The following is a 22620-nucleotide window of genomic DNA, read 5'->3' on the forward strand; positions in this document are numbered from 1 at the left end:
GAACAACCTCCACCCGGTAATATGCTTATATCTTATATATCGGATAAAGATTCAATAGTTATTATAGATAAATTATATCTTGCAACTAATTCTCACTCATTTTAATAACGTACTAGAAGAATAAAAAAAAAAAAAAAAAGAGACCCTAGAATGTCTAGGATCTCTCTTAGTGAGCTCAATCTTAACGAAGCAATTGAAGAACACCTTGTGGTTGTTGGTTAGCTTGAGCCAACATCGCTTGAGCTGCTTGAGAAAGAATGTTGTTCTTCGTGAAGTCCATCATTTCTTTCGCCATGTCAACGTCACGTATACGGGACTCAGCAGCTGTCAAGTTCTCAGAAGCTGTTTGCAAGTTGTTGATTGTGTGCTCCAAACGGTTTTGAACTGCCCCCATTTTGGAACGTTCGGACGATACAGTTTTAATTGCGCTATCCAATGATGTCAGTGCATTTTGTGCTCCGGCAGCAGAAGAAACGTCAACACCAGAAATACCTAGTGCCGAGGAACGCATGTCGCCTACACCAAGAGTGATGGATTGACCTTTGTTTGCACCAATTTGAAAAGTCATGCCGCCGTTTCCAGCAGCTGAGGTTTGAGCTTGATTTAATCCCAGATCAGATATTGTAGTTTCACCAGTCAAATCTTTTAGAGAAATTTCCCCTGATGGGCTAGAAATTACAAAACGTCCATCGTCAGATACTGACACGTTAACATCTTCTACGAAACCATCTTGACCTGATGTTTTAGTGGTTGAAGTGTTATATGACAAAATCGCTTCATTAATAGCTGTTTGCAGATTCGCAGCAACAGCTGACATATCATCACCATTTAAATCAGCCATTGGAGTCGACGAACCAGCTAAACCAATATTCTTACCATTCAAGAGAACATCAAAAGTACCTGTTCCTCCAAGATCCGTGCCATTATATTTGCTTGTTCCCACGTTTGCTGTCGTAGAAGCAGCACCTGCATTATCTGACAAGAAAGTAGCACCGATAGAAGTAGCTGCACCTTCAGTAGAAAGCGTCACTTCAGATTTCGTACCTTGCGTGCTGCTAGTCAATACTAGTGAATCAGAGGAATCAACATAGCTAGTAACATGTCCTACATTTTTTCCAGACGCATCAATAGCAGCATTAATAGCGTTTGTTAAAATGTCTCCAACTTGTTTAATAGTAGTGGAACTTGCAGCAGACAAATCTGAAGCTAGTAGATCTTTTTGATCTTGTGTCAATGCAGATGCCCAGTTTACATCAATCTTTTGACCGTCTACCGTAATAGTATCCGTTTCAAAAGTTGTAGCTGTATGGTCATCTGCAATTGCAGTACCTGCTGTCATTACTCCAGCTGTAAGTTTTGCAACTGCTCCACCAACAGTCGAATTTTCAGTAGAAGAAATACCCTTCGCACCTGCTAAGCTACCATTTAACAGTTTTTGCGTGTTGAACTCAGTAGAGTTACCAATACGGTCTACTTCAGCCTTAAGCTGTGTAACTTCATCCTGAATGTTTTTGCGGTCTTCAGCTGTGTTAGTTCCGTTAGCGGATTGGTCAGCCAATTCGCGCATACGTTGCAGGATGGAGTGAGTTTCGTTCAATGCACCCTCAGCTGTTTGGATCAAGGAGATACCATCTTGAGCATTCTTAGCAGCCATATCCAAACCGCGGATTTGTGCTCTCATTTTCTCGGAGATTGCTAGACCTGCTGCATCGTCGCCAGCGCGGTTGATGCGAAGACCGGAAGACAATTTCTCAAGGGATTTACTTGCTGCTGCTGTGTTACCAGTCAATTGACGGTGTGTGTTCGCTGCTGCGATATTGTGATTAATTCTCATTTGTTTTCTTCCTCCTGAAGGTTCGTTTAATCCACATCCATGTGGATTTATTTTGGGCTTACAAGCGGGTCGGCCGCCCTGCTTGATGAGCCCGTTAATATATATATCGTCCTAGCGATTCCGAAAGTTTATAGCAAAATAAAAAAAATGTCGACCTGTGGCCGACATTCTCGATTTATTTAGAACGATTCATTAGTTTGCTTAGGTTTAAAGGACTAATCGGACTCGAAATCGCTTCTTTATTCGACTCCTGGATGTGTTGATAGATCTCTTTGCGGTAAACTTCGACATGTTTGGGAGCGCGAATACCAACACGAATCGTGTCACCCTCGCTACCTAGAATAACGATTTCAATCTGATCGCCGATCATGATCGATTCTCCTTTTTTCCTAGCCAATACGAGCATACGCCTCACCCCTCTACTTGTGTTGTTTCGCTAACCTCATTTAACACGATTTCATGTTTAACTTTGTACTCAGAGTCATGCAAGATGATCTGCTTGGCTACCTTCGAGCGAACATTCCAAATAATAGGAGCCAGTAGGTTGAGCGTAATCTGTGTAAAATCATCGTTTACGGTAACGACAGACCATACTAGCACATCATCGGGCTTCTCTATTTGTAATTCTGCCTGTAAAGCATCCGTTACGTTGATATCATAGTCGTTAAAAAAGAGAAATGGATCTGTCACCAAGAATGTTAGGTCACCTTCCTGCACAGATTGAATATAGGAGAAAGGTGCACTGTCTTCAGGCTGAACCAATGTAAACTGCGTTAATTCTTCGAAACCTGGAACCCCTTGAGTGAACGTAAAAATGTCTGATTCTTGTACTTCTATTTCACCAAAAAATAAAGTGGATATCTTCATCTGTTCTAGCTCCTTCAATTGGAAGTATAGAATGAAAAAAAGCTATAGAAATCATCTATAGCCTGATTATACTCCATTATGTTTTGAAATCAATTTGCGGCAATGAGATGTCTACCTTAGGATATTGTCTCATGTAAATATCAAGCTTCCCGCGATTATAGTCAATCTCAGGCTTATTCACTTGCGCATTAACATTCACTTTACCATCCGTGACATTGATTTCCGCTTTATGCGCTGTATACGTAATATCGACATTGTCATAACTCGCCTCACCGTAGTAATCAAACTGTGGACGACTAATGCTTAATTCCTTTGCTATCTCAGCAATCGCATTTCCACCTAAATGAATAGCGGCCATACGGTTGCCATTTTCGACTCGGCGAGCAATCCCCTGCATAGCAATTTCATGACACTGCGAATAGATACGATTTAATGCTGTTAATATCGGTCCTTGACCGAGAGCATCCCAGGCACGACTTTGATCGATATCAAGTTCGCCCCTAGGCTGGCTGATATCCTGTTTAGGCCGATCTACTTGCATTTCATAAGTTGGCCGCGGCTGACGAATATCCTGTTGACCAAGATCTGCATCTATTCCAATTAGAGCCGGTTGTTGACTTATTTGTATTTGTGGAATACTCGGCAGTTCAACCGCCTCCTAATTGAATTAATTATCGCAAGAAATCTACTAAGGTAGGGACAATTACTTTGGATCCGGCAGAAAGGGAAGCCTGATACACATTTTCTTCCATCTTCAAATTGGTAATAACCAATGACATATCAGCATCTTCTGTTTTCGATTGCAGACTTTGTAAGTTAATACCTATATCTTGTAGACGTTCCTCTGCAAGCTGAACACGATTCGTCTTCGCACCAATATCTGCTCTTGCTCCTAGAACCCCGCTCATCCGCTGGTCCATAAGTTCAATAGAATTTTGAATACCTGATGAGTTCCCTGTTGCTAATGCTGCAGATAACTCCTTCAAAATTTTAAAGGCGTTATTTGCGTCTCCTGATTTACCAAAGATCTGCTCTGCCGTTTTATTCATCGCGATTTGAACGCCGGCGCCGATTTCGAACTTGATTTCTCCCTTATCAGTAACTGCGTTTGCAGCATTATCCGGATCCGGGAAAGGGGCTTTATCCGTTATTTGCCCATTAAAAACGAATTTCCCATTGAATTGACTATTTCCGATATTCGTCATTTGACCATATAGTTGGTCGATTTCCGTTTTCATCGCATTAAGTGACTCTTCCGAGTTAGTTCCATTCGCAGCCTGTACAGCAAGTTCACGCGCTCTTTGTAATACGCTACCTGTTTGATCCAACATTGTATCCGTATAATCTAGAAAAGAAACCGTCGCATCGACGTTTCTCTGATATTGATCATTCGATTCAAGCTCACTGCGATAGCGCATAGAAAAGCTGATTCCTACCGGATCATCGGAAGGTTTATTAATTTTACGCCCCGTCGAAAGTTGATCTTGAAGCTTATCCATCCGCGATAAATTTCCATTCAAATTACGCAGCAACTGTGTATTTAACATGCCTTGCGTGACGCGTAGAGCCATTGCAATTCCACCCCATATCTCTATTTTTGTTAATTACATCTATCTACCTACTGTCCCCATCGAGTTAATGACTTTATCAAGCATCTCATCAAACGTAGTTAAGGCACGCGCTGCCGCGTTATATGCATGCTGGTATTTAATCATATCGGCCATTTCTTCATCTAGCGAAACTCCACTAACAGATTGACGTCTCGCTTCGACTTGATCGACTAGAATCTTCTGATTAGAGACTTGGCGTTGAGCCTCTTGGGTTTGAACCCCGATTTCGGAGACTACCGCACGAAGAAACTCATCAAATGTACCGCCATTCAAGATGATTTTCGTAACACCAGAGCCGTCAAAATTATATTTCTGATTTTTAATTCCCGCCAGTTTCAGCGCTTGCTCGTTATTACCTTTGACAACACGCTCAACACCATTCGCATCTATGTATGTTCTAGATGATGCAGCAATATTCTCTACACTATCCGTAATATTCGCACTAACCTTCATCGTTCCAGCAGCCGTACTAAAGTCCGCAATCGGGGAGAAGAAATCTCCACCCTTAGTAGGTGGGTCTTGCAATGTGTATCCTTCTTTATGTGCCGTATTAACGGCAGTTACAATGGTGGAAACCATCGAATTCAGTTGATTCTTATACTCTGAAACATAACGTTGATTGGAAAGCATAAGTCCATACAACTCACCGCTGTTCAAATCAGATGGATACGCTGAACTTGCTGTGGACTCGTCGAATTCAGTTGCTACGCTTGCCACTACCAAATCCTGATTCCCCATCTTCACACGATAGCCACCGGATTCTTCTTGAACGGAAACATTGATGACTTTAGACAGCTCATCGACTAGCAAATCACGCTGATCGCGAAGATCATTTGCATTATTGCCAAGACCTTCAACTCGGAAGATCTCGTTATTCAGACCAGCAATTTGCTTTAGCGTTGTATTTACCTGTGTGACTTTGACCGAAACATTGTCATTTAAATCGGATGCAAGGTCATTCAACTGCTTCGCTGCATGGTTAAAAGCATCCGTAACTGCTAATGCGCTTTCTTTAACTACGGCCCTCGTCTCCAAGTTATCTGGTTGTTTACTAAGCTCCTGCCAGGAGTTCCAGAAATTATCCAGCACTTGACGCAGTCCCGTATCCGACGGCTCATTAATGATCGCTTCTAGCTTCTCTAACGTATCTTGTCGAACTGTCCATTCACCGAAGCTCTTGTTCTCGTTCGCAAATTGCTTATCAAGGAAAGCCTCACGTATGCGCTTTACTTCTGTAAACTCAACACCCTGACCCATTTGCCCTGGGATCGTGGAACGGTTTAGACTTAGTGCTTCGATAGGCTCAGAAGCAACCATTTTGACAACCTGGCGTGAAAAGCCCGGCGTATTGGCATTTGCCACGTTATGTCCAGCCGTTGTAAGTGCTGCTTGTTGCGTTAGGATCCCGCGCTTGGATGTCTCAATTCCGCCAAAAGTTGATCTCATGGTTTCTCTCTCCTATGCCCTACTTGGGTATTCTGATTAAGATTTGCGCTTAGCCTCTTCGATCGAAAAGTCCTTGCCGATTGCTACTCTTAGTTTGGTTCGGATTCTTGTATACTACATCATCATCTGGCGGTCCGATAATTAGATCCAGTGAGTAGTCTACAAAAGCCAATGATTGCTCAATCAATTGTTGATTGATAACATTACTTGATTTTAATTTCTCTATGGTAACAAGCAGCTTTTGTTGTGCTTCCATAAGCGCTTGCTTCTCTTCAGCTTTAAAAATAACTTTAATCAAATCACTGACCGTGATCTTGGGATTGGGATTGTAGCCTCTCGAAATCAAGTATGAGCCTATAAATTGAATGCGCTGCTGATTCGCCTCGGCAATCGCTCTAACCCACTTGTTCTCTCGATTTACAATTAGATTCAGTTCATCAATATTATTACTAACAAGGACCTCCGTCTTCACCCCTGCGAGTTCGAGCAGCGCTTCATGCGCTTCTTGTAGTGTATTCATCGTTTCCAATAAAGGCTGTATCGACATGATCGTCACCTGCTCTTAATCTATTGTTTATTTCAGGTATGGCAGCAGTTTCTCTGCAATTTTACCTGCATCTACATGGTAAGTCCCTGATGCAACAGAAGATTTCAATTGATCAATCCGAAGGGATTTCTCTTCAGTACGACTTCCTTGAGCACCGAGTAGCTCTTTCGCTTCAGCAGATATCTCAACCTGATCCTTCGCTTTACCCTTCTTGTTTGCAGCTTGTGCGAATGCAGATTCACCAGACTTCTTATACGAATTTACATTGCCAATGCGCCCATTATCATTAATTTTCATACCGATACACTCCTATGTTCTCTGACCTAAAAAATAAAATGCCGATAATCGTTAGAACTATTATCGGCATCCTCTATATGAAACTTTATATCTCTACAAGCCTATTTCGAAATTAGTGTCGATCCCGCAAGCGTTCTTGAATTTTAAAACTAATCTTAGAGTCTTGTAAAGCCTGATCTTGCTTACGCCGCTCATCTTCCGAATTATTCCGTACATCTTTAACGAGCTTCATGCGGCAAGGTTCACAGATGGTGTTCTCACGAATCAAAGTTGTGCAAACCTCACAGGGGTAAGACATGTTTGGCGCATGCATAATTGAAATTCTGCCTTCGCGTATGAACTTCGAAATTTGCTTAATAGTTACACTTGTCGCATCACTTAGTTCATTTATGTTGACACCCTTATTCTCACGTAGGTACTTCAAACATTTCTCATATTGCTGCTCCAGGTCCTTCATGCAATTCGGGCAAAACTCTGCAAAGCCTTTCACAAATATTTTCCCACAACGCGAACAATTTACCACGTTCATACCCATATGTATGGCCTCCTTTTTAGTATTCCCATTTCCTACTTTTTAATTTCAGTTTACCGCAATTCGACAGTTTTTGCCTAATACTATTTTTGTGAAAATAGGACCCTAACGCTTTTCACCTTGCCCAGGTGATCCCATATATTTCGACAGATATCGACATTATCGCCCTTAATGCCATCGCACATTGATTCATTGTACTCCCCGTTGTGTACACATCGTCCACGATATAAATGATAATCGCAGACCCCGATACGCCTAACTCACGCTCACACGAAGCATCAACTTCAAAAACGTGCGCAAGATCGTCGATCCTCTCACTTCGCTTTTTAAAACTCTGCTTATCAGTGTGCTTAGAACGATTCAGCAAGCTTACAACCGGAAGGCCGACACGCCGACCTAGCTCTAAAGCCATTTGCTCCGCCTGATTGAATCCACGTTCCTCCATGCGGCGTTCGCTAACAGGAACATAAGTAATGAACTCCCTCACCTGCCCCGTTCCCACTGCTAGCATAGCCTTCCTCTCCAACTGCAGTAACTGAAAAGAATGAACCAGCATATGGCCGAGCACTGCCTTCAAGCGTTCATCTCCGCGATATTTGTACCTGGCCAGGAGCTCTTTCATCGTATCATCGTAGCGGACGGCACTCCGGCTGCTTAAAAAATGAGCATGTGGCTTCCGTCGACAATCCGGACAGTACTCCCCTCGTCCACAGGATGCACAAATTACCTTCCGAATCCATGGGATTCGTGTGTAACACGTGTGACAAAGCCCTAGTTCGCCTCTCTCCAGGCTGCTTAATTGTTTACATAATAAACAGGCCTCTCTCGTGGCGCCTAACAGCGCAAATAACGCATTCCCCACTTGCCTATACCACCGGCTCACTTAGCCCCTCCTTGCAGAAAACCCTGTTTTCGCGCAACGCGATTCATCGTCCGAATCTGTCGGACAGCTTCTTTCTGGGACTTCGTTATTTCGGCACTAGCAAAATACACCTTCCCATGCGGGTCATCCTTCGATCTTCCTGCACGCCCAGCCATCTGGACGAGCGCTGCTTCGTCGAATAACTTCGAGTCTGCATCCAAAATGAAAACATCAGACTGGGGCACGGTTACCCCTCTTTCTAGGATCGTCGTCGTGACGAGCACACGGATTTCCCGATTTCGGAAAAGCTGTACCTTGTCAGTACGTGATGCGTCCTTGGAGGAGGTTCCCTCTACGCGAACAGTCGCCTCACTTTTCAACTTATTTCTTAACAGCTCTACCATCGGCTCTACGAGCTGGATATTCGGAACGAAAATAAAAACTTGAGCTCCACGCTCAATGGAAACTTCTAACCGGGTTTGAATCGACAACGGAATAGTTCGTGACGCGATGGACTTCCTCAATGTAGGGGTCGTAATTAACTGTGGGACGGGCAGGGGGTGTTTATGAAAGCGTACAGGTACGCGAACGTGCGGTAAACGCCCGCGCTCGGCGGCAAGCCTAATCCGCACAGGCGGTGTTGCCGACAGCAGGATATTCGTCCCGCTGGGCTTGCATACGTTATCAGCCGCATAGCTGAGCATAGGGTTGTTGTGATAGGGGAAAGCATCGATTTCATCGATGATGACGAGGTCAAAGGCTTGATGGAAGCGCAACAGCTGATGCGTCGTTGCGATCGTGATTTGCCCTTGCTCCCAGCGCTGCTCGCTTCCTCCATACAGCGTGACCACGCTGTAGTTCGCGAAAGCCCGCTGGATGCGTGGTTGCAGCTCTAACACCACGTCTTTGCGTGGTGTCGCAATGAGCACACGCCCGCCACGGGCGGCGGTGTAGTGAATGAACGGGAAGATCATCTCCGTCTTCCCGGCACCGGTCACAGCCCAGATGAGGAACTTCCCTAGGCTCCCCGGTTGCTTGCTCTTGATGTAGCTCAGCCCATCAAGGGACGCTTTGGTCTGTGCATCACTTAGCCCCCAGGGTGCAATGTACGATTGCAAATCGTCATGCCCCCCAGACGCCACTTCACCTGATCCTCCGAGTACAAGCAAAGAACAGGAGCGAACTCTCCCCATCGTGAGACACTCCTCACAGTAAGGGCAGGCTTGTCCACAGGACAAGCAATCCGTCCAGAACATTCGCTCTGTCCCGCTTCCACAGCGCTTGCAGGCATAGTCCGAAACCTTCCTGAACCACCGTCGCCAGTCACGCTTTTTACGAATGTGCAAGCCATTCGTTAGCGACACATCGCCGTTGAGGTAAGCGAGTTGTAGGTAGGCTGGCCACAAGGCCTCCAACCCTGCTAACTCAGCACCAGATGCTCCTATTAACTGCTGGAGTTCATCTATCAGTAAGGAACGTCCTCTACAAGCTTCAACGAGACTAATATATGCACTTGGAAGCAGCTTAACTCTGCGAACATGTTCATCACGCCAAAGCGAGTAATCTATCCTTTCCGAACGTATCTCATCCACATTCGTCACGCCACACGCCGTAGCCTCTCGTTTTACCAATGCAAGTAAACGTCCCTCAGTATCCTCGCGCTCTCCTATAACGAGGCTCTTCCTCAACTCCTCAAGCCATCGAATTCCTTGCCCTAATGAAACAAAAGGTTCGAACAGTACGAGGCCGGCGTCGGCTGCGTAGTGCTCGAACCAATATTGGATATCTGTCTGGGCGTTTACGGTGATTCTCCACTCCCATCCATTTCCCTTGCTAACTGCATAGATCTGAACCTTCATTCCTCACCGTACTCTCTTCCTAATTACCTACATATTTGAAAGCGTTTACCGTCAGATAACAGGAATCTTCACGAGATCCTCCCTATTACTGAGGTGTACAAGTACAACCGGATCTTCATCGTGCTGACTTAGAAACCGATCGACGGCATCATAATCGGATTGATAACGCAGCTCCAACGCATACGTTTGGGATAAACGCTCAATGATCACTCTCGTATCGTCGGACGAACCCTCATCGATGATGGTTGCTCTGACCTGATTGCCTTTTAAACGCGAAAAGAAAAATAACGAGCGAATAACCCACTCAATTTGATTTTGATTATTTTTGGTAACAAGTAAAACAGCTGTCGGTTTCTTCTTAGTCCCCTTTCGGGCACCCAGAAAGAGATGCAGCATGATAATGCTCATGCCATAGCAACCGAAGATACAAAGCAATCCAATCCACATAGCGGGTCCCTCCCTTACCTGCAGTGTATGCGGCAGAGCAAAGGGGGGTTCCTATTGGCACGGATTGGGAACAGCGTGAATTACAGCGTTACCCAACCATTTTTGATTGCAATAATTACCGCTTGTGTACGGTCATCGACTTCCATTTTTTGAAGAATACTACTTACGTGGTTTTTCACCGTTTTCTCACTGATATACAGGAACTCGCCAATCAGCTTATTGCTTTTGCCTTCCGCCATAAGACGAAGCACTTCTGCTTCCCTTTTGGTCAAAGGACTGTTCGCATTATGTATGTATTTCAGCCCGGAATCCTTAACGCCTGTGCCTGTTCCAACCACACCAACGTCGTCCAGATACGTCATACGTCTTAGTTGATTAATAAGCTTACCTGTTACCTTAGGATGAATGTAGGCATGTCCTGCAACAACAGAACGAATCGCATTAATCAGTGACTCTGCTTCCATATCCTTTAGCAAGTAGCCTGAAGCCCCTTTGCGCAACGTCTCGAATACATAGCTTTCATCATCATGAATAGAGAGAATGATAACTTTAATATCCGGGAAGATCAGTTTCAGTCGTTCTGTTGCAATTACACCATTCTCAAGGGGCATATTAATGTCCATGAGCACAATATCCGGCGTAATTTGATTACACAGTTCAATGACTTGAATGCCATCGCCGCACTCACCGATAACTTCCATATCATCTTCCATATTAATGATTCGTTTAACACCTTCACGAAAAAGCTGATGATCGTCTGCAATGACGATATGCACATTGCGTTTATGACTCGCCGTGTTGTCCATTACTGATTTTCCTCCTTGTTCTCTCCAACGCCGCCGATAGGGATAAGCATCGTAATTTTTGTTCCTGAATCTTTCTCGGACTCCAGAACCATCGTACCTTCTAGCAGCTCCACACGCTCTCGCATTCCCAGTAAACCAAAGTTATTTCCCTTGGCTATTCTTAGTTCTGTCAGAGGCACATTAAAGCCAATTCCGTTATCTACAACGTAGATTTGTACTTGATCTGGTTCTAATGTGAGTTCAACAGATACGAAGGTGGCTTTGGCATGCTTGAATACATTCGATAAAGCTTCCTGTACCAATCGGAAAACCGCAATTTCTAGCCCGGAAGGTATGCGAGTTTCTTTCCCAACCAAGTTAAATTGTGTGTGAACTCGATATTTGTCTTCGAAGTCCTGCACATATTTCCGTAATGTAGGTACAATCCCCAGATCATCGAGCGCCATTGGCCGAAGGTTGAAGATGATTTTGCGAACCTCTTCAAGGCCATTTCTGACTTGTCCCTTCAAATCGACTAACTCATCCTTCACAGCTGACATATCTTCCTTCACAAGCATGCGTTGGGCAATTTCAGTCCGAAGCACGACGTTCGCCAAGGTTTGAGCCATGCCATCATGAATTTCACGTGCGATTCGTTTGCGTTCTTCCTCCTGGGCCAAAATGATTTTCAATCCCAGCAGTTGTCGATTCTTAGCAGACTCGATTATTCGTGTTAATTGATTGAGATCCCCTGATAAGTATTCCAATGCAACATTCATCTGAGAAACAATGGTCTCCGCGCGTTCTACCTGCTTGTCCACGTTTTTCATGCGAACCTGCAGGTCATTGCGGCGGACCTTGAGATTATTCTCTTTTTCCCGAGCAACGGTTAGCTGTAATTGAAAAGCGATAGCGGCTTCATAAGCAATCTTGATATCTTCTTCTCGATACTTGTTGAAATCACGGCTAACCTCCGTGAGTCGGATCCGCGACCTCTTGTATTCTTTCTCTAACATATCCACGAGATCAATCGTGACACCCGTCTCATGCTTAATGTCATTCAGCTCACGAGCAAGTGACTCTTTCTCAAAGCGTGATGACTGAGCAATCTCAAACAATTGATACTTGCTGCTCTCCATGACGTTAATGGCGTTGGTAATGACCTGGTCTATAGCGTCTGGTTGCACATGAAACGAGCTCCTTTAATAAAACCTTATAGTAGTAAGTTGTCTACCCCATATTGTAGCATAGTTCTTCCCGTTTGCCGTGTACTTCTAGTACTATTTATTCAATAGAAATTCCGTAATTCTGGGGATCCCAGCCTACTTTAAAGCCTAATTTCTCAGAAATGAGCCGTAATGGGACCATAGTCACATTATTCATGATCGTTGGTGATACCTCTGCTGTGACTCGCAAACCATTTACAAGCAGATCCGTTTGATCAATCCACAGGTCAATAAGCTTATCACCGCGTATGACGGTTACCTTACGTTCTTTGTCATCCCACTTCACAGTTCCACCTAATGCCTCCGTGACGAAACGAATCGGAACCAAGGTATTATCCTTCACGATCGTCGGTGCTTGCTCCAAAGTCATCGGTTTACTATTTAAGCTTGCTTGTTTTTTATTTACGGTAAGTTTTATTGCATTTTTCGGTAATGTGGGAAGTTGTCCCTTATAAATGAATGAAATATCGTCAATATTAATTTTCCCTTTAGCGGCTCTTTCATCCTGTCCGTTCGCTGGATTTGCGACATAAATGCTCTTCACCAGAATAGGGGACTTCAGATCCGACACATCCGCCGTCACCTTACGCCAGCCTGTCCAGTTCATATTTTCCGTAAAGCTCACGTAATTCAGCTTGCCGTCAGCATCAATGACTTCCGCACGAACCCAATTGAAGCTGCCATCGCCTAGGACTTTAGCCGTAATAAATTCAGGTTCACCCTCTATTGGCGCACCATTCCCATTATTAAACCTCGCATAAGCTGCTTTCGTACCTAATCCTTTTGAGAAATCATAGGTGATCTCCAAGTTCTTATTCCCATTGTTTTGTGCGATATTGACTGCCGAAACGACTTCAGCTGGATATTTATCCCCTGTTGTCATGACAGCAAATTTATCTAAATCATACCATACTTTCTCCTGCCCTACGGGTAGAGTGACCATTGTGCTATATCCATCGTATCGTGCAATGACCTGAGCAGTTTGCGCCCCTGCCGTACTATCTACATGCAGCACGCCGTTGGTGATCGTCCCCTTTACCCCGCTAAGCTCCCATGCAGCAGATGCCGCGGGTAATTCTCGCGTCGCGCCACTTCGTGTTGTAACGGTAATCGGAAGCTTGAAATCGCCGCCCTCTGTCAGTGAGAATGCCCCTGAGCTAAAAGCCATCGACGTAATCTGATCACGCCCGACAACTTCGACATCCATGCTTGCGGATCCTTTGCCTGATTGAGCGACAATCTGCGTTTTCCCAGGCATAGTCGGTGTATAAACATTATCTTTAAACGAGCCATTAGCCATCGTACTGCTCCATTGTGGAACAATGCCTGTTGTTGCAATTGGATTATAATAATCATCATATGCTTTAAATTGATAAGTGCTGGATTCATTCATGAATAATAAGGATTGTCCTTTTAAAATAAGACCTTTCAATTCACCCTTCGGCGCTGTCGAATACACGCCCAATCCATTGACAACGGCACGTTGATTGCCATTCTGCGTTTTGTTCCACAGCTTCGGATCCACATCGCCTAGAGGCCTAGAGACCATCTGTGTCGATCCACCGCCATCGAGTACCATTCCCCTCCAGACACCTGCATCAATCATGAATTGCTGCAATTCTGGGAGCGTCATTCCGGCACTATCGCCGCTTCGATCGGACGTTATAATATAGGCCTTCTTCAAATCCTTAGAGTAACCAACAGCTGTCCGTGAAAGCGGACTATATCCGTTAAAATCATTAATATTCCGCGTAAAATAGCTCGGCTTCGCCTCATCTACCAGCAACGTGCTGCCACCAATGAGCATTTTGAAGTTTTTCCAATCATAGGTCTTAGACGCATCGTGTGGAATCATGTCATATTTCGTCGTGATTTTATCCCCAACCTTGAGATGCTTAACAATAAACTCTCTAGCCAAACCGGAGCCTCTTAGGATATATCCATCCGCAGGAGCAATCATTTTCACATTCGTATCGATCTGAATCTCCTTGACGATATCATTCTGGATTAGCGCCTCGGTTGGTACGTGTGTGCCATCCACAGCTCGCTGTGTCATCGCCCATGCACTTGTATAAAGGAACAAGCCATCTGCAATCATCGGTACGTCGTTATCGTCCCAGTAGAATGTTTTGTTCACGCCGCCAAGCTCGAATGAAGTACCATCTTTCGCCGTAACCTTACCCTGAAAATCGAAAATATCAATAATCGGCTGATTCGTATTCGTAATGGCAAAAGAGTATAAACCCGAGATCTTCGCAGGCGTCGCCATCACTTGACCATTGGTAATCTGTGCGCCTTCCGGCACCCCTTCTGCTTGAGTGTTATAGAAGTCTCCATTTACTCCTGCCACAGCACCCGTATCCTTCACCATGCCAAGCACACTCTGGTTCTTCGTGAACTGGTTCTTCGTACCTGCCATTGCGTCTATCTTCACGTTCGGGTTCGTCAGATCAACCTCGACCACATTGGCATTAACCGATACTTCCTTATTGCTCCGTGTTGTTGTCCATACGTAATTCTTCATAATTGCACCTGATGTAATCGTCTCCTGCGAGCTCAGCGTCAACTTTGTACCCGCCGCGTTCACTGTTGTACCTGACACCAACTGCCACATCATGGCGCAAGCTAGCGCAGCTACTCCTACTTGCCTCTGTACCTTCACGTTGCTGTTCCACTCCTCTTTTATATCTAAGTCTAGTATCTATCTTTTAAGCGATAACTATATAGACTCTTAAACTATGGAAAAAGTTACGATATTCTCCATGTTGTATTCATATGTCAGCAAATAGCATCAAAAGCACGGCAAACTAAAAGAGAGCATAACCCTACCTGGGTCTGCTCTCTGCTTGAGATGCGTGGGATCTATAACATACAATTAAATTATTTTCTTTAATTTTGCTTCTTGTTCAATCGAACGTGCGGAGAGCAGCTCAATGATTCTATGTTGTTGTTCCTGGACAACTTCCAATCGCTTTACGATCTCATTGGTTTCAAGTACGGCTTGTTTAATTTGTGATTGTTCGAACTCTATTCTGTCTAATCGAGAGTCTATGCCATTTAATCGAGAGTCTATGCCATCTAATCGAGAGTCTATACCATCTAATCTTTCAATAACTGGTGATAATTCTGCCTTGATTATAGTGGTAAGTGCTTCTTTCAAATCGTTATCCATGATATCACTCTCCCTTCCTATACCTACGCAGAACTTATCTTGTTCTTATAATAACATAATTCCCTATGAATTAGCATCAGATGACATATACATATACTACCATAGTTATTCACAAAAGAAAACGAATATATTTACTGTAGTTATTCCAAAGTACAAACAAAAAGCCGCCCACAAAGGACGGCTTCACTATTTCTTAATGCTTAAGCTCTAAAGCTTGTGCTTTCAATGTTTCTGCTTTATCTGTACGTTCCCAAGGGACATCTAGATCGTTACGACCAAAGTGGCCATAAGCCGCTGTTTGACGGTAGATCGGACGACGAAGATCAAGCTCTCTAATGATACCAGCTGGGCGAAGGTCAAAGTTTGTGTGAATTAGCTCAACAAGCTTCTCTTCACTCACTTTAGCCGTACCAAATGTATCAATAGCAATAGATACTGGACGAGCAACACCAATTGCATAAGCCAATTGAACTTCACATTTCTCAGCAAGACCAGCTGCTACGATGTTCTTCGCAACATAACGCGCCGCGTAGGCACCGGAACGGTCAACTTTTGTCGGATCCTTACCAGAGAATGCGCCGCCGCCATGACGAGCATAGCCACCGTACGTATCAACGATAATTTTACGACCAGTCAAACCAGCATCCCCTTGAGGACCACCGATAACGAAACGACCTGTTGGGTTGATGAAATAGTTCGTGTTCTCATCCAACAAATTCGCTGGAACGATTGGGTTAATTACGTGCTCTTTAATATCTTTTTGGATTTGCTCCAAAGTTGTATTCTCATCATGCTGTGTGGATACAACGATCGCATCTACACGAACTGGTTTATCGTCGATATATTCAACTGTAACTTGTGTTTTACCATCAGGACGCAGGTATGGAAGAGTTCCATTCTTACGTACTTCTGTCAAACGACGAGCCAATTGGTGAGAAATCGAGATTGGAAGAGGCATAAGCTCAGGCGTCTCGTTCACAGCGAATCCGAACATTAAGCCTTGGTCACCAGCACCAATTGCTTCGATTTCTTCATCGGACATGTTACCTTCTCTTGCTTCAAGGGCTCTATCTACACCCTGTGCAATGTCAGGAGATTGTTCATTCAAAGAAACTAGAACCGCACAAGTTTGGGAGTCAAAACCGTACTTCGCACGTGTGTAACCAATTTCCTTGATAGTTTTTCTTGCGATGGCTTGAATATCCACGTATTCAGAACTTGAAGTAATCTCACCGATTACCAATACTAAACCAGTTGCTACAGAGACCTCACATGCTACACGAGCATTCGGATCATTAGCAAGAAATGCATCCAATACCGCGTCAGAAATTTGGTCACAAATTTTATCCGGATGACCTTCTGTTACGGATTCGGATGTAAATAAACGACGTCCACGTACTTGCGCCATATCATTCATCCCCCTACTTAATCATTAGTATGTTTGAAAAGCTTTTACACGATGCCTCTTTATGATAAAAAAATCGGGCCCGGCTTTAGCGGCAGCTTTTCACGCCAAACGGAATCCCTCTTTTGCGCTCATGCGCTGTAAGGATTAATGAATTCCGCAAATAAAATGAACCTTTTCCGATAGGAAAAGGTTAAATGAAAGATTGACCTTCAATTAGTTATCTTACTTCATTTGTCGTCTAGTGTCAATTCATGAACTCATACTTTATAAAAGAAATAAATGCTGCTTTGTCCATTATAAACTGAACAATGTTTCTTCTGCTCGCTGGATCAGACGCTGCGTAATCCGCCCGCCAACAGCCCCCGCATCTCTTGATGTAATATGTCCCCAATAATCTTTACTCATCGATGAGGTTTGAATAGAGCCTAGCTCCGTCGCAAACTCCGTGTCAGCATTCATTGACATCTGTTTACCTACTGGTAAACCCAATTCTGCAGCAATTTCATACTTAAGAATATCCAATGCCTTCTTCGATTCCGGAACCACTTTACTTCTAGCCATAACCAAACGCCTCCTCAGAGTTTAAGTTGTGATCATGCACTCGTTAAGCAGCTACCTATCTGCTGGGTACAATGATTAGTATGGCTAGAATCATTAAGGCAACACGCATAAGAAGTTGTCAGATTGGGTAAAATTATGGAGTAGACATTTATTATTGCGAGACCTTACTACCGTCTGCATTCAAAATCAAATAACCCCCACGTACCATCACATAAATGGACGTGTCATTTTTCGGCGAAGGCTTAATTCCACGGCCTTCCGTTGGGAAAATCAAAAGATGATTCAGCGTGACTTCCGTTCCCGCTGCCAGATCCTTGCCTCCCGTTACATCCGGGATGCCGTTCTCATCGTTGCTCACGGCGAGTACCTTGCCGCTTCGCACGATGAATTCAGCGCCAGCGCCGGCATACAGGGTTTGTCCATTTTCCAACTGGACAACCTTCATACTCGCCGCTTGCGTAGGGGTAGTGCTCGTGCCTCCGTTGCTTCCAGCAGAAGCTGCGATTGCGGAGGCCACGATCTCCTTCACCTTTGCTTCGCTTAAGGTGTTCTGCTCGAAGTAGCTCTGGGTGATTACTGGGTCGGTTGTACCTGGTGATGGGGCTTCGGCTTGGGAAGTTGAAATGGTAAGAATAAATAATAGTGTTAAAAGGAAGGCAATTTGACCGATTTTATTTTTCATAACTATCTCCTTAATTATTTGTACTTATTATACCTGCTGATACAAATAAATAGAAGACCTGTATAAGCCCAGTCTTTTACTGATTAAATTAAGAAAAAGCCTAGCATCAGCTAGGCCTTTTCTTAATTATTTAAAATATATTATTACGGAGTTACAACAACTTGAGTTGTAGCAACAACACCATTAGATGTAACATAGGAAATTGTCACAGTACCAGCAGCTTTACCAGTTACTACGCCACTTGCACTTACAGTTGCCTTAGCAGTATCAGAAGATGTCCATACAGCAGCTGGAGTAATTGCAATTCCATATTGATCTTTAACTGTCAAGAAGTCAGCATGGATAGTGCCTAGGTTTACTGTAGGTGTAGGAACTGCAACAGTTGGTGATGCTACAGTGTAAGTCGCTTTACCAAATGCAGCTGTAGCTACTACAGGAGCAACGTCGCTAACTTTAACTGCAAGTTCCGCTAGCTTAGTGCCGCCTTTCCAAGCAGTAACTGTTGTATCTCCAACCTTCAGACCAACGATTTTACCATTTACGATAGTTGCAATAGTAGCATTGGAACTTGTAATTGCAGTAATGTAATTTCCTTGTGCAATTGCAATTTCATTGCCGCTTGCATCTTTACCAACTAATGTTACAGCTTTAGCATGAAGATCAGCGTCTGTGTTAGCAGCATATCCGTATACAGTTTCACCAACAGAAGCGATGCTGTAAGAAGCAATAACAGTATCAGCAACTACTGTGTTTGTATACTCAAATGTTGAATTTGCTACTGCACCACTATTGTCTAAACCAATTACTAGTGTTGTAGTACCTGCAGAAGCAGCAGTAATTACTAGACCACTTAAGTTTACAGTTGGAGTCGTCTCAGCTGCTTTTTTCGCAAGAGTCAAAGTGTAGCCTGCTGGCAATGCTGTTACTGGTCTGCCATAAGTGTCAACTACATTTACGTGAGCAATATCAACAGTTACAGAACCGCCGATTGCTTCAATAGCTTTAAGACCTTTTAATCCTGTTACTTTTACTGGAGCTGCAGCTGCTTTAACATCAAGAGTTACTTGACCGACAATTGCGCCACCAATCCAAGCATAAACAGTAGTCGTACCAGTACCAGCGAATTTCACAACAAGTTCACCAGTAACTGCATCATATTTAGGATAGCCCGATACAAATGTTACTGCAGGATTTGATGATGTAATTACGACTTGACTGTTTGTCGCTGTATTTGCGAAATCTTTATTCGCAATTGCTGTACCGAATGAATCAACAGCCATGAATGGAATTTTCACATCTTCAGAAGCTGCTACTAGGATACCAGGGTGATTTAATTGGTAAGTTTTAACTTTAGCTACATCCTCAACTTTAATGCTAAAGCTTGTAGCTGCACCAGTTTTTGCATTAACAGCTGTAATAATAGCCGTACCCGCAGCAGTACCTGCTGTGAAAGTTAATTTGCCATCAGCGTCTACTGCAAAAGTAGTTGGATTTACAACAGTTGGTGAACTTGTGCTAAACGTAATGTCTCCAAAAGTTTTAGTATTCGTAAGCAATGAAGTACCAGTTGTAGGCAGATTCAATGAAGTTCCATACTGATCTTTCAAAGAATACGTAAGAGCTAATCCTGTTTCGTTGATAGTGATTTTAGTTTTATCTTTAAGTGGAGTCGCAGGACCAAATGTCATTGTAGTTGCAGAACTAATTGAAACCACTTTGAACGACTTAGTTGCAGACAAACCAGTTGCAACGTGAGTTGCTGTTACAATAAGATTGTCATCTACTTTAGTGTTAGTCAAATCTACTTTGCCACCAGATACAGTCAAAGGATTTGCTGCAGCATAAGTTGCATCGAATACTGAGATATTAGTATCAGGGATAGCTGATGCAATTTCTTCACCGAATTGGTTAGTTGTTTTAACTACTAGATTCTGTGCTGTTGTGTTTTGCAATGCAAGAGCACCAATTTCAACTTTGGATGCTACTTCAGCAGCAACAGTAACTTTTTGTGCATCATATCCAGCTACCTCAACTGTGTATTCACCAGTCGGGAATGCAAAAGTGGACTCAAGAACTACGGACAATTTATCTGCACTTAGAGTTGCAGTTGTGTTGTAAGGAACAAATCCATTTTTCACTGTTGTAGTCAACTTTGTTAGCTCATCAGCCGTTACTGCTCTTCCAAAAGTTACAGCGATTTTCTTAGCTCCAACTTGCTTTACCGAAGAGATCGTAAGTTTCTTAGTAGCTTGAACCGCTTGATCAGCAGCGAATGAACCCACAACAAGATCAGCACGAGTAGCAAGCTTAGCGCCATCAGTACCCAAGTCGATACCTGCTGCTTTAACAACTGCTAGGTAACCATCGTACCAAGGTGTAGTTACAGGAACAGTTGCACCTTTACCAAAACCTTTAACAAGCAATGCAGCTAGTTGACCGATTGTTACGTTATCTTTTGGAGCGAAAGTAGTGTCAGTCATACCATCGATGATGCCAGCTTTTTTAGCTGCTTCGATGAAAGGAATTGACCAAGCGATTGAAGCATCAGTACCGTCAACGTCTTTGAAAGTAGAAGTTGTTTCAGTACCAACAGTAAGACCAAAGATTTTAGCAACAAGCTTAGCAGCTTCTGCACGAGTCATGTTTCCAGTGATGTCAAAAGTTGTATCTGTTTTACCTTCCATGTAACCTTTTGCAAGCAAAGCATTGATTGCAACAACTTGTGCTGGTGTAGCAGATGCCAAATCCGTGAAATCTGCCGCAGTTTTAACTGCTGCTGTTGTAGTTGCTGTAGGTGTAGCTGTTGTTGTAGCAGTGTCAGCCATTGCCACCGATGCAAACAATGAGAACGCTAGTGTAGCGGATGCTAGTACTTTTAAACTTTTTTTCATAACCTTTTTTTCTCCTCCTTGAATATCGTGAGTTTTATTTTTAATGTTAGCTTTTTCTTTATTCCAGCTCGATTCACTCATCTTATTGTTCACCCCCTCTCCAGAGTTAGAGCATAATATAACTAAGGTTCGCTTGTAGCTCGATGCTACATTTGAAACTAGTAAACTGTTATCAATAAAAAATAGCAACCTAGACCAATTTACATTATACATTGATCACTCTGGATCGTAAAGAAGTATTTTCGATGAATTATTCAATGTATAATTTTCATTCATTGGTTGTTTCAAAGTATTAAACGCAGGAAATTCTAAAAAGTTGCGAAAGCTTTAAATAAATCTAAAAATTTATCATGTAACATTTGTTCTATACAAATTAGTATACACGAGTATATCATTTGTTTCATTAATAAATAATTCCCAACATCCTTCTTATGCAATGTTATTTATAACATCTTTACATAGAAAAGTTATTTGAATTCCTCATACAAGAAGACCTAGCATAAGCTAGGTCTCACTCTAATATTTATGGAGTTACAATAACTTGAGTTGTTGCAACAACACCATTTGATGTAACATAGGAAATTGTCACAGTTCCAGCAGCTTTACCATTTACTACGCCACTTGCATTTACTGTTGCTTTAGTAGTATCAGAAGATGTCCATACAGCAGCTGGAGCAATTGCTACGCCATACTGATCTTTAACTGTTAAGAAATCAGTAGCAACTTGACCTAGGTCTACTGTAGGTGTAGGAGCTGCAACAGTAGGTGCTGCTACAGCATAAGTAACTTTACCAAATGTAGCTGTAGCTACTACAGGAGCAATGTCGCTAACTTTTACTGTTACTTCTGCTAGCTTAGTGCCACCTTTCCAAGCAGTGACTGTTGTATTTCCAGCTTTCAGACCTACGATTTTACCATTTACGATAGTAGCAATAGTAGTATCGGAACTTGTAATTGCGGAAATGTAATTTCCTTGTGCAATTGCAAGTTCATTGCCACTTGCATCTTTACCAATTAATGTTACAGCTTTAGCATGAAGATCTGCGTCTGTGTTAGCAGCATATCCGTATATAGTTTCACCTACAGCTGCGATACTGTATGAAGCAATCGCCGTGTCAGCAACAACAGTATTCGTATATTCAAATGTTGAATTAGAAACCGCAGTACCACCATTTGCTAGACCAATAACAAGTGTTGAAGTTCCTGCAGCTGCACCAGTTACAGTAAGAGCAGAGCCATCAACTATTACAGTAGTATTAGCTGAATCCTTCTTAGCAAGTGTCAACGTATATCCCGTAGGCAAAGTAGTTACTGCTCTACCATACGTATCAACTACATTCACGTGAGCAAGATCAACTGTCACAACACCGTTAACTGCTTCAATTGACTGTAGTCCTTTAAGTCCAGTTACTTTTACAGGAGCAGCAGCAGCTTTAACATCAAGAGTAACTTGGCCTACAATTGCACCGTTAATCCAAGCATATACCGTAGTTGAGCCAGTACCAGCAAATTTAACAACAAGTTCACCAGTAATTGCATCATATTTTGGAGCCGTTACAAATGTTACTGCCGGGTTTGATGATGTGAGTAATAC

Annotated in this window: 21 protein-coding genes; all 21 read right to left on the reverse strand. The window is 43.2% G+C overall.

Translation table 11 applies throughout. The features are described from left to right. Positions 1 to 181: 181 nt before the first annotated feature. Positions 182 to 1834 carry a flagellin N-terminal helical domain-containing protein gene (locus AC1DVJ_RS14130; protein ID WP_477591664.1) on the reverse strand — a complete coding sequence of 551 codons (1653 nt, stop codon included), beginning with the start codon at positions 1832 to 1834 and terminating at the stop codon, positions 182 to 184. 175 nt (positions 1835 to 2009) lie between these two features. After that, positions 2010 to 2240 carry a carbon storage regulator CsrA gene (csrA, locus tag AC1DVJ_RS14135; protein ID WP_477591666.1) on the reverse strand — a complete coding sequence of 77 codons (231 nt, stop codon included), beginning with the start codon at positions 2238 to 2240 and terminating at the stop codon, positions 2010 to 2012. Positions 2241 to 2245: 5 nt separating this feature from the next. After that, a complete protein-coding gene (fliW, locus tag AC1DVJ_RS14140) occupies positions 2246 to 2701 on the reverse strand; it encodes a flagellar assembly protein FliW (RefSeq protein WP_477591668.1) in 456 nt (151 codons plus the stop codon). Positions 2702 to 2777: 76 nt separating this feature from the next. Continuing rightward, positions 2778 to 3347: a DUF6470 family protein gene (locus AC1DVJ_RS14145; RefSeq protein WP_477591702.1), complete on the reverse strand. Its 570-nt coding sequence runs from the start codon at positions 3345 to 3347 to the stop codon at positions 2778 to 2780. A gap of 25 nt (positions 3348 to 3372) precedes the next feature. Then, positions 3373 to 4272: a flagellar hook-associated protein FlgL gene (flgL, locus tag AC1DVJ_RS14150; RefSeq protein ID WP_477591670.1), complete on the reverse strand. Its 900-nt coding sequence runs from the start codon at positions 4270 to 4272 to the stop codon at positions 3373 to 3375. A gap of 39 nt (positions 4273 to 4311) precedes the next feature. Then, the gene (gene flgK / locus AC1DVJ_RS14155) at positions 4312 to 5757 is read right to left on the reverse strand and encodes a flagellar hook-associated protein FlgK (protein ID WP_477591672.1); all 1446 of its coding nucleotides are present in this window, start codon (positions 5755 to 5757) and stop codon (positions 4312 to 4314) included. Positions 5758 to 5806: 49 nt separating this feature from the next. Beyond that, positions 5807 to 6304: a flagellar protein FlgN gene (locus AC1DVJ_RS14160; protein WP_477591673.1), complete on the reverse strand. Its 498-nt coding sequence runs from the start codon at positions 6302 to 6304 to the stop codon at positions 5807 to 5809. 27 nt (positions 6305 to 6331) lie between these two features. Next, positions 6332 to 6601: a flagellar biosynthesis anti-sigma factor FlgM gene (gene flgM, locus AC1DVJ_RS14165; protein WP_477591675.1), complete on the reverse strand. Its 270-nt coding sequence runs from the start codon at positions 6599 to 6601 to the stop codon at positions 6332 to 6334. 112 nt (positions 6602 to 6713) lie between these two features. After that, entirely contained in the window at positions 6714 to 7136 is a 423-nt protein-coding gene (locus AC1DVJ_RS14170) for a flagellar protein (protein ID WP_477591677.1), read from the reverse strand. Positions 7137 to 7248: 112 nt separating this feature from the next. Beyond that, positions 7249 to 8016, reverse strand: coding sequence for a ComF family protein (locus AC1DVJ_RS14175; RefSeq protein ID WP_477591678.1), 768 nt, complete (start codon positions 8014 to 8016; stop codon positions 7249 to 7251). Beyond that, positions 8013 to 9854, reverse strand: coding sequence for an ATP-dependent helicase ComFA (locus AC1DVJ_RS14180; protein WP_477591680.1), 1842 nt, complete (start codon positions 9852 to 9854; stop codon positions 8013 to 8015). Before AC1DVJ_RS14180 ends, AC1DVJ_RS14175 begins: the two co-directional genes overlap by 4 nt. 51 nt (positions 9855 to 9905) lie before the next feature. Next, on the reverse strand, positions 9906 to 10301 hold the full coding sequence (locus AC1DVJ_RS14185) for a hypothetical protein (RefSeq protein ID WP_477591682.1): 396 nt from the start codon (positions 10299 to 10301) through the stop codon (positions 9906 to 9908). An 80-nt stretch (positions 10302 to 10381) separates the two neighbouring features. Beyond that, on the reverse strand, positions 10382 to 11107 hold the full coding sequence (locus AC1DVJ_RS14190) for a response regulator (protein ID WP_056611570.1): 726 nt from the start codon (positions 11105 to 11107) through the stop codon (positions 10382 to 10384). After that, the gene (locus AC1DVJ_RS14195) at positions 11107 to 12273 is read right to left on the reverse strand and encodes a sensor histidine kinase (RefSeq protein WP_477591683.1); all 1167 of its coding nucleotides are present in this window, start codon (positions 12271 to 12273) and stop codon (positions 11107 to 11109) included. The genes AC1DVJ_RS14190 and AC1DVJ_RS14195 overlap by 1 nt, the downstream gene beginning before the upstream one ends. Positions 12274 to 12370: 97 nt before the next feature. Beyond that, on the reverse strand, positions 12371 to 14974 hold the full coding sequence (locus AC1DVJ_RS14200; protein ID WP_477591685.1) for a stalk domain-containing protein: 2604 nt from the start codon (positions 14972 to 14974) through the stop codon (positions 12371 to 12373). A 213-nt stretch (positions 14975 to 15187) separates the two neighbouring features. After that, positions 15188 to 15484 (reverse strand): hypothetical protein, encoded by a 297-nt coding sequence (locus AC1DVJ_RS14205; RefSeq protein ID WP_477591686.1) that lies wholly within the window; start codon positions 15482 to 15484, stop codon positions 15188 to 15190. Between the two features lie 193 nt (positions 15485 to 15677). Then, entirely contained in the window at positions 15678 to 16892 is a 1215-nt protein-coding gene (gene metK, locus AC1DVJ_RS14210; RefSeq protein WP_477591688.1) for a methionine adenosyltransferase, read from the reverse strand. A 294-nt stretch (positions 16893 to 17186) separates the two neighbouring features. Beyond that, positions 17187 to 17453: a small, acid-soluble spore protein, alpha/beta type gene (locus AC1DVJ_RS14215; protein ID WP_477591690.1), complete on the reverse strand. Its 267-nt coding sequence runs from the start codon at positions 17451 to 17453 to the stop codon at positions 17187 to 17189. A 151-nt stretch (positions 17454 to 17604) separates the two neighbouring features. Further along, positions 17605 to 18135 carry a hypothetical protein gene (locus tag AC1DVJ_RS14220; protein WP_477591691.1) on the reverse strand — a complete coding sequence of 177 codons (531 nt, stop codon included), beginning with the start codon at positions 18133 to 18135 and terminating at the stop codon, positions 17605 to 17607. Positions 18136 to 18278: 143 nt separating this feature from the next. Continuing rightward, positions 18279 to 21107 (reverse strand): S-layer homology domain-containing protein, encoded by a 2829-nt coding sequence (locus AC1DVJ_RS14225; RefSeq protein ID WP_477591693.1) that lies wholly within the window; start codon positions 21105 to 21107, stop codon positions 18279 to 18281. A gap of 442 nt (positions 21108 to 21549) precedes the next feature. Further along, positions 21550 to 22620: Ig-like domain-containing protein (locus AC1DVJ_RS14230; protein ID WP_477591695.1), on the reverse strand; the 1071-nt coding region annotated here is incomplete at its 5' end.

This window comes from Paenibacillus sp. P4_A9, assembly GCF_056402415.1.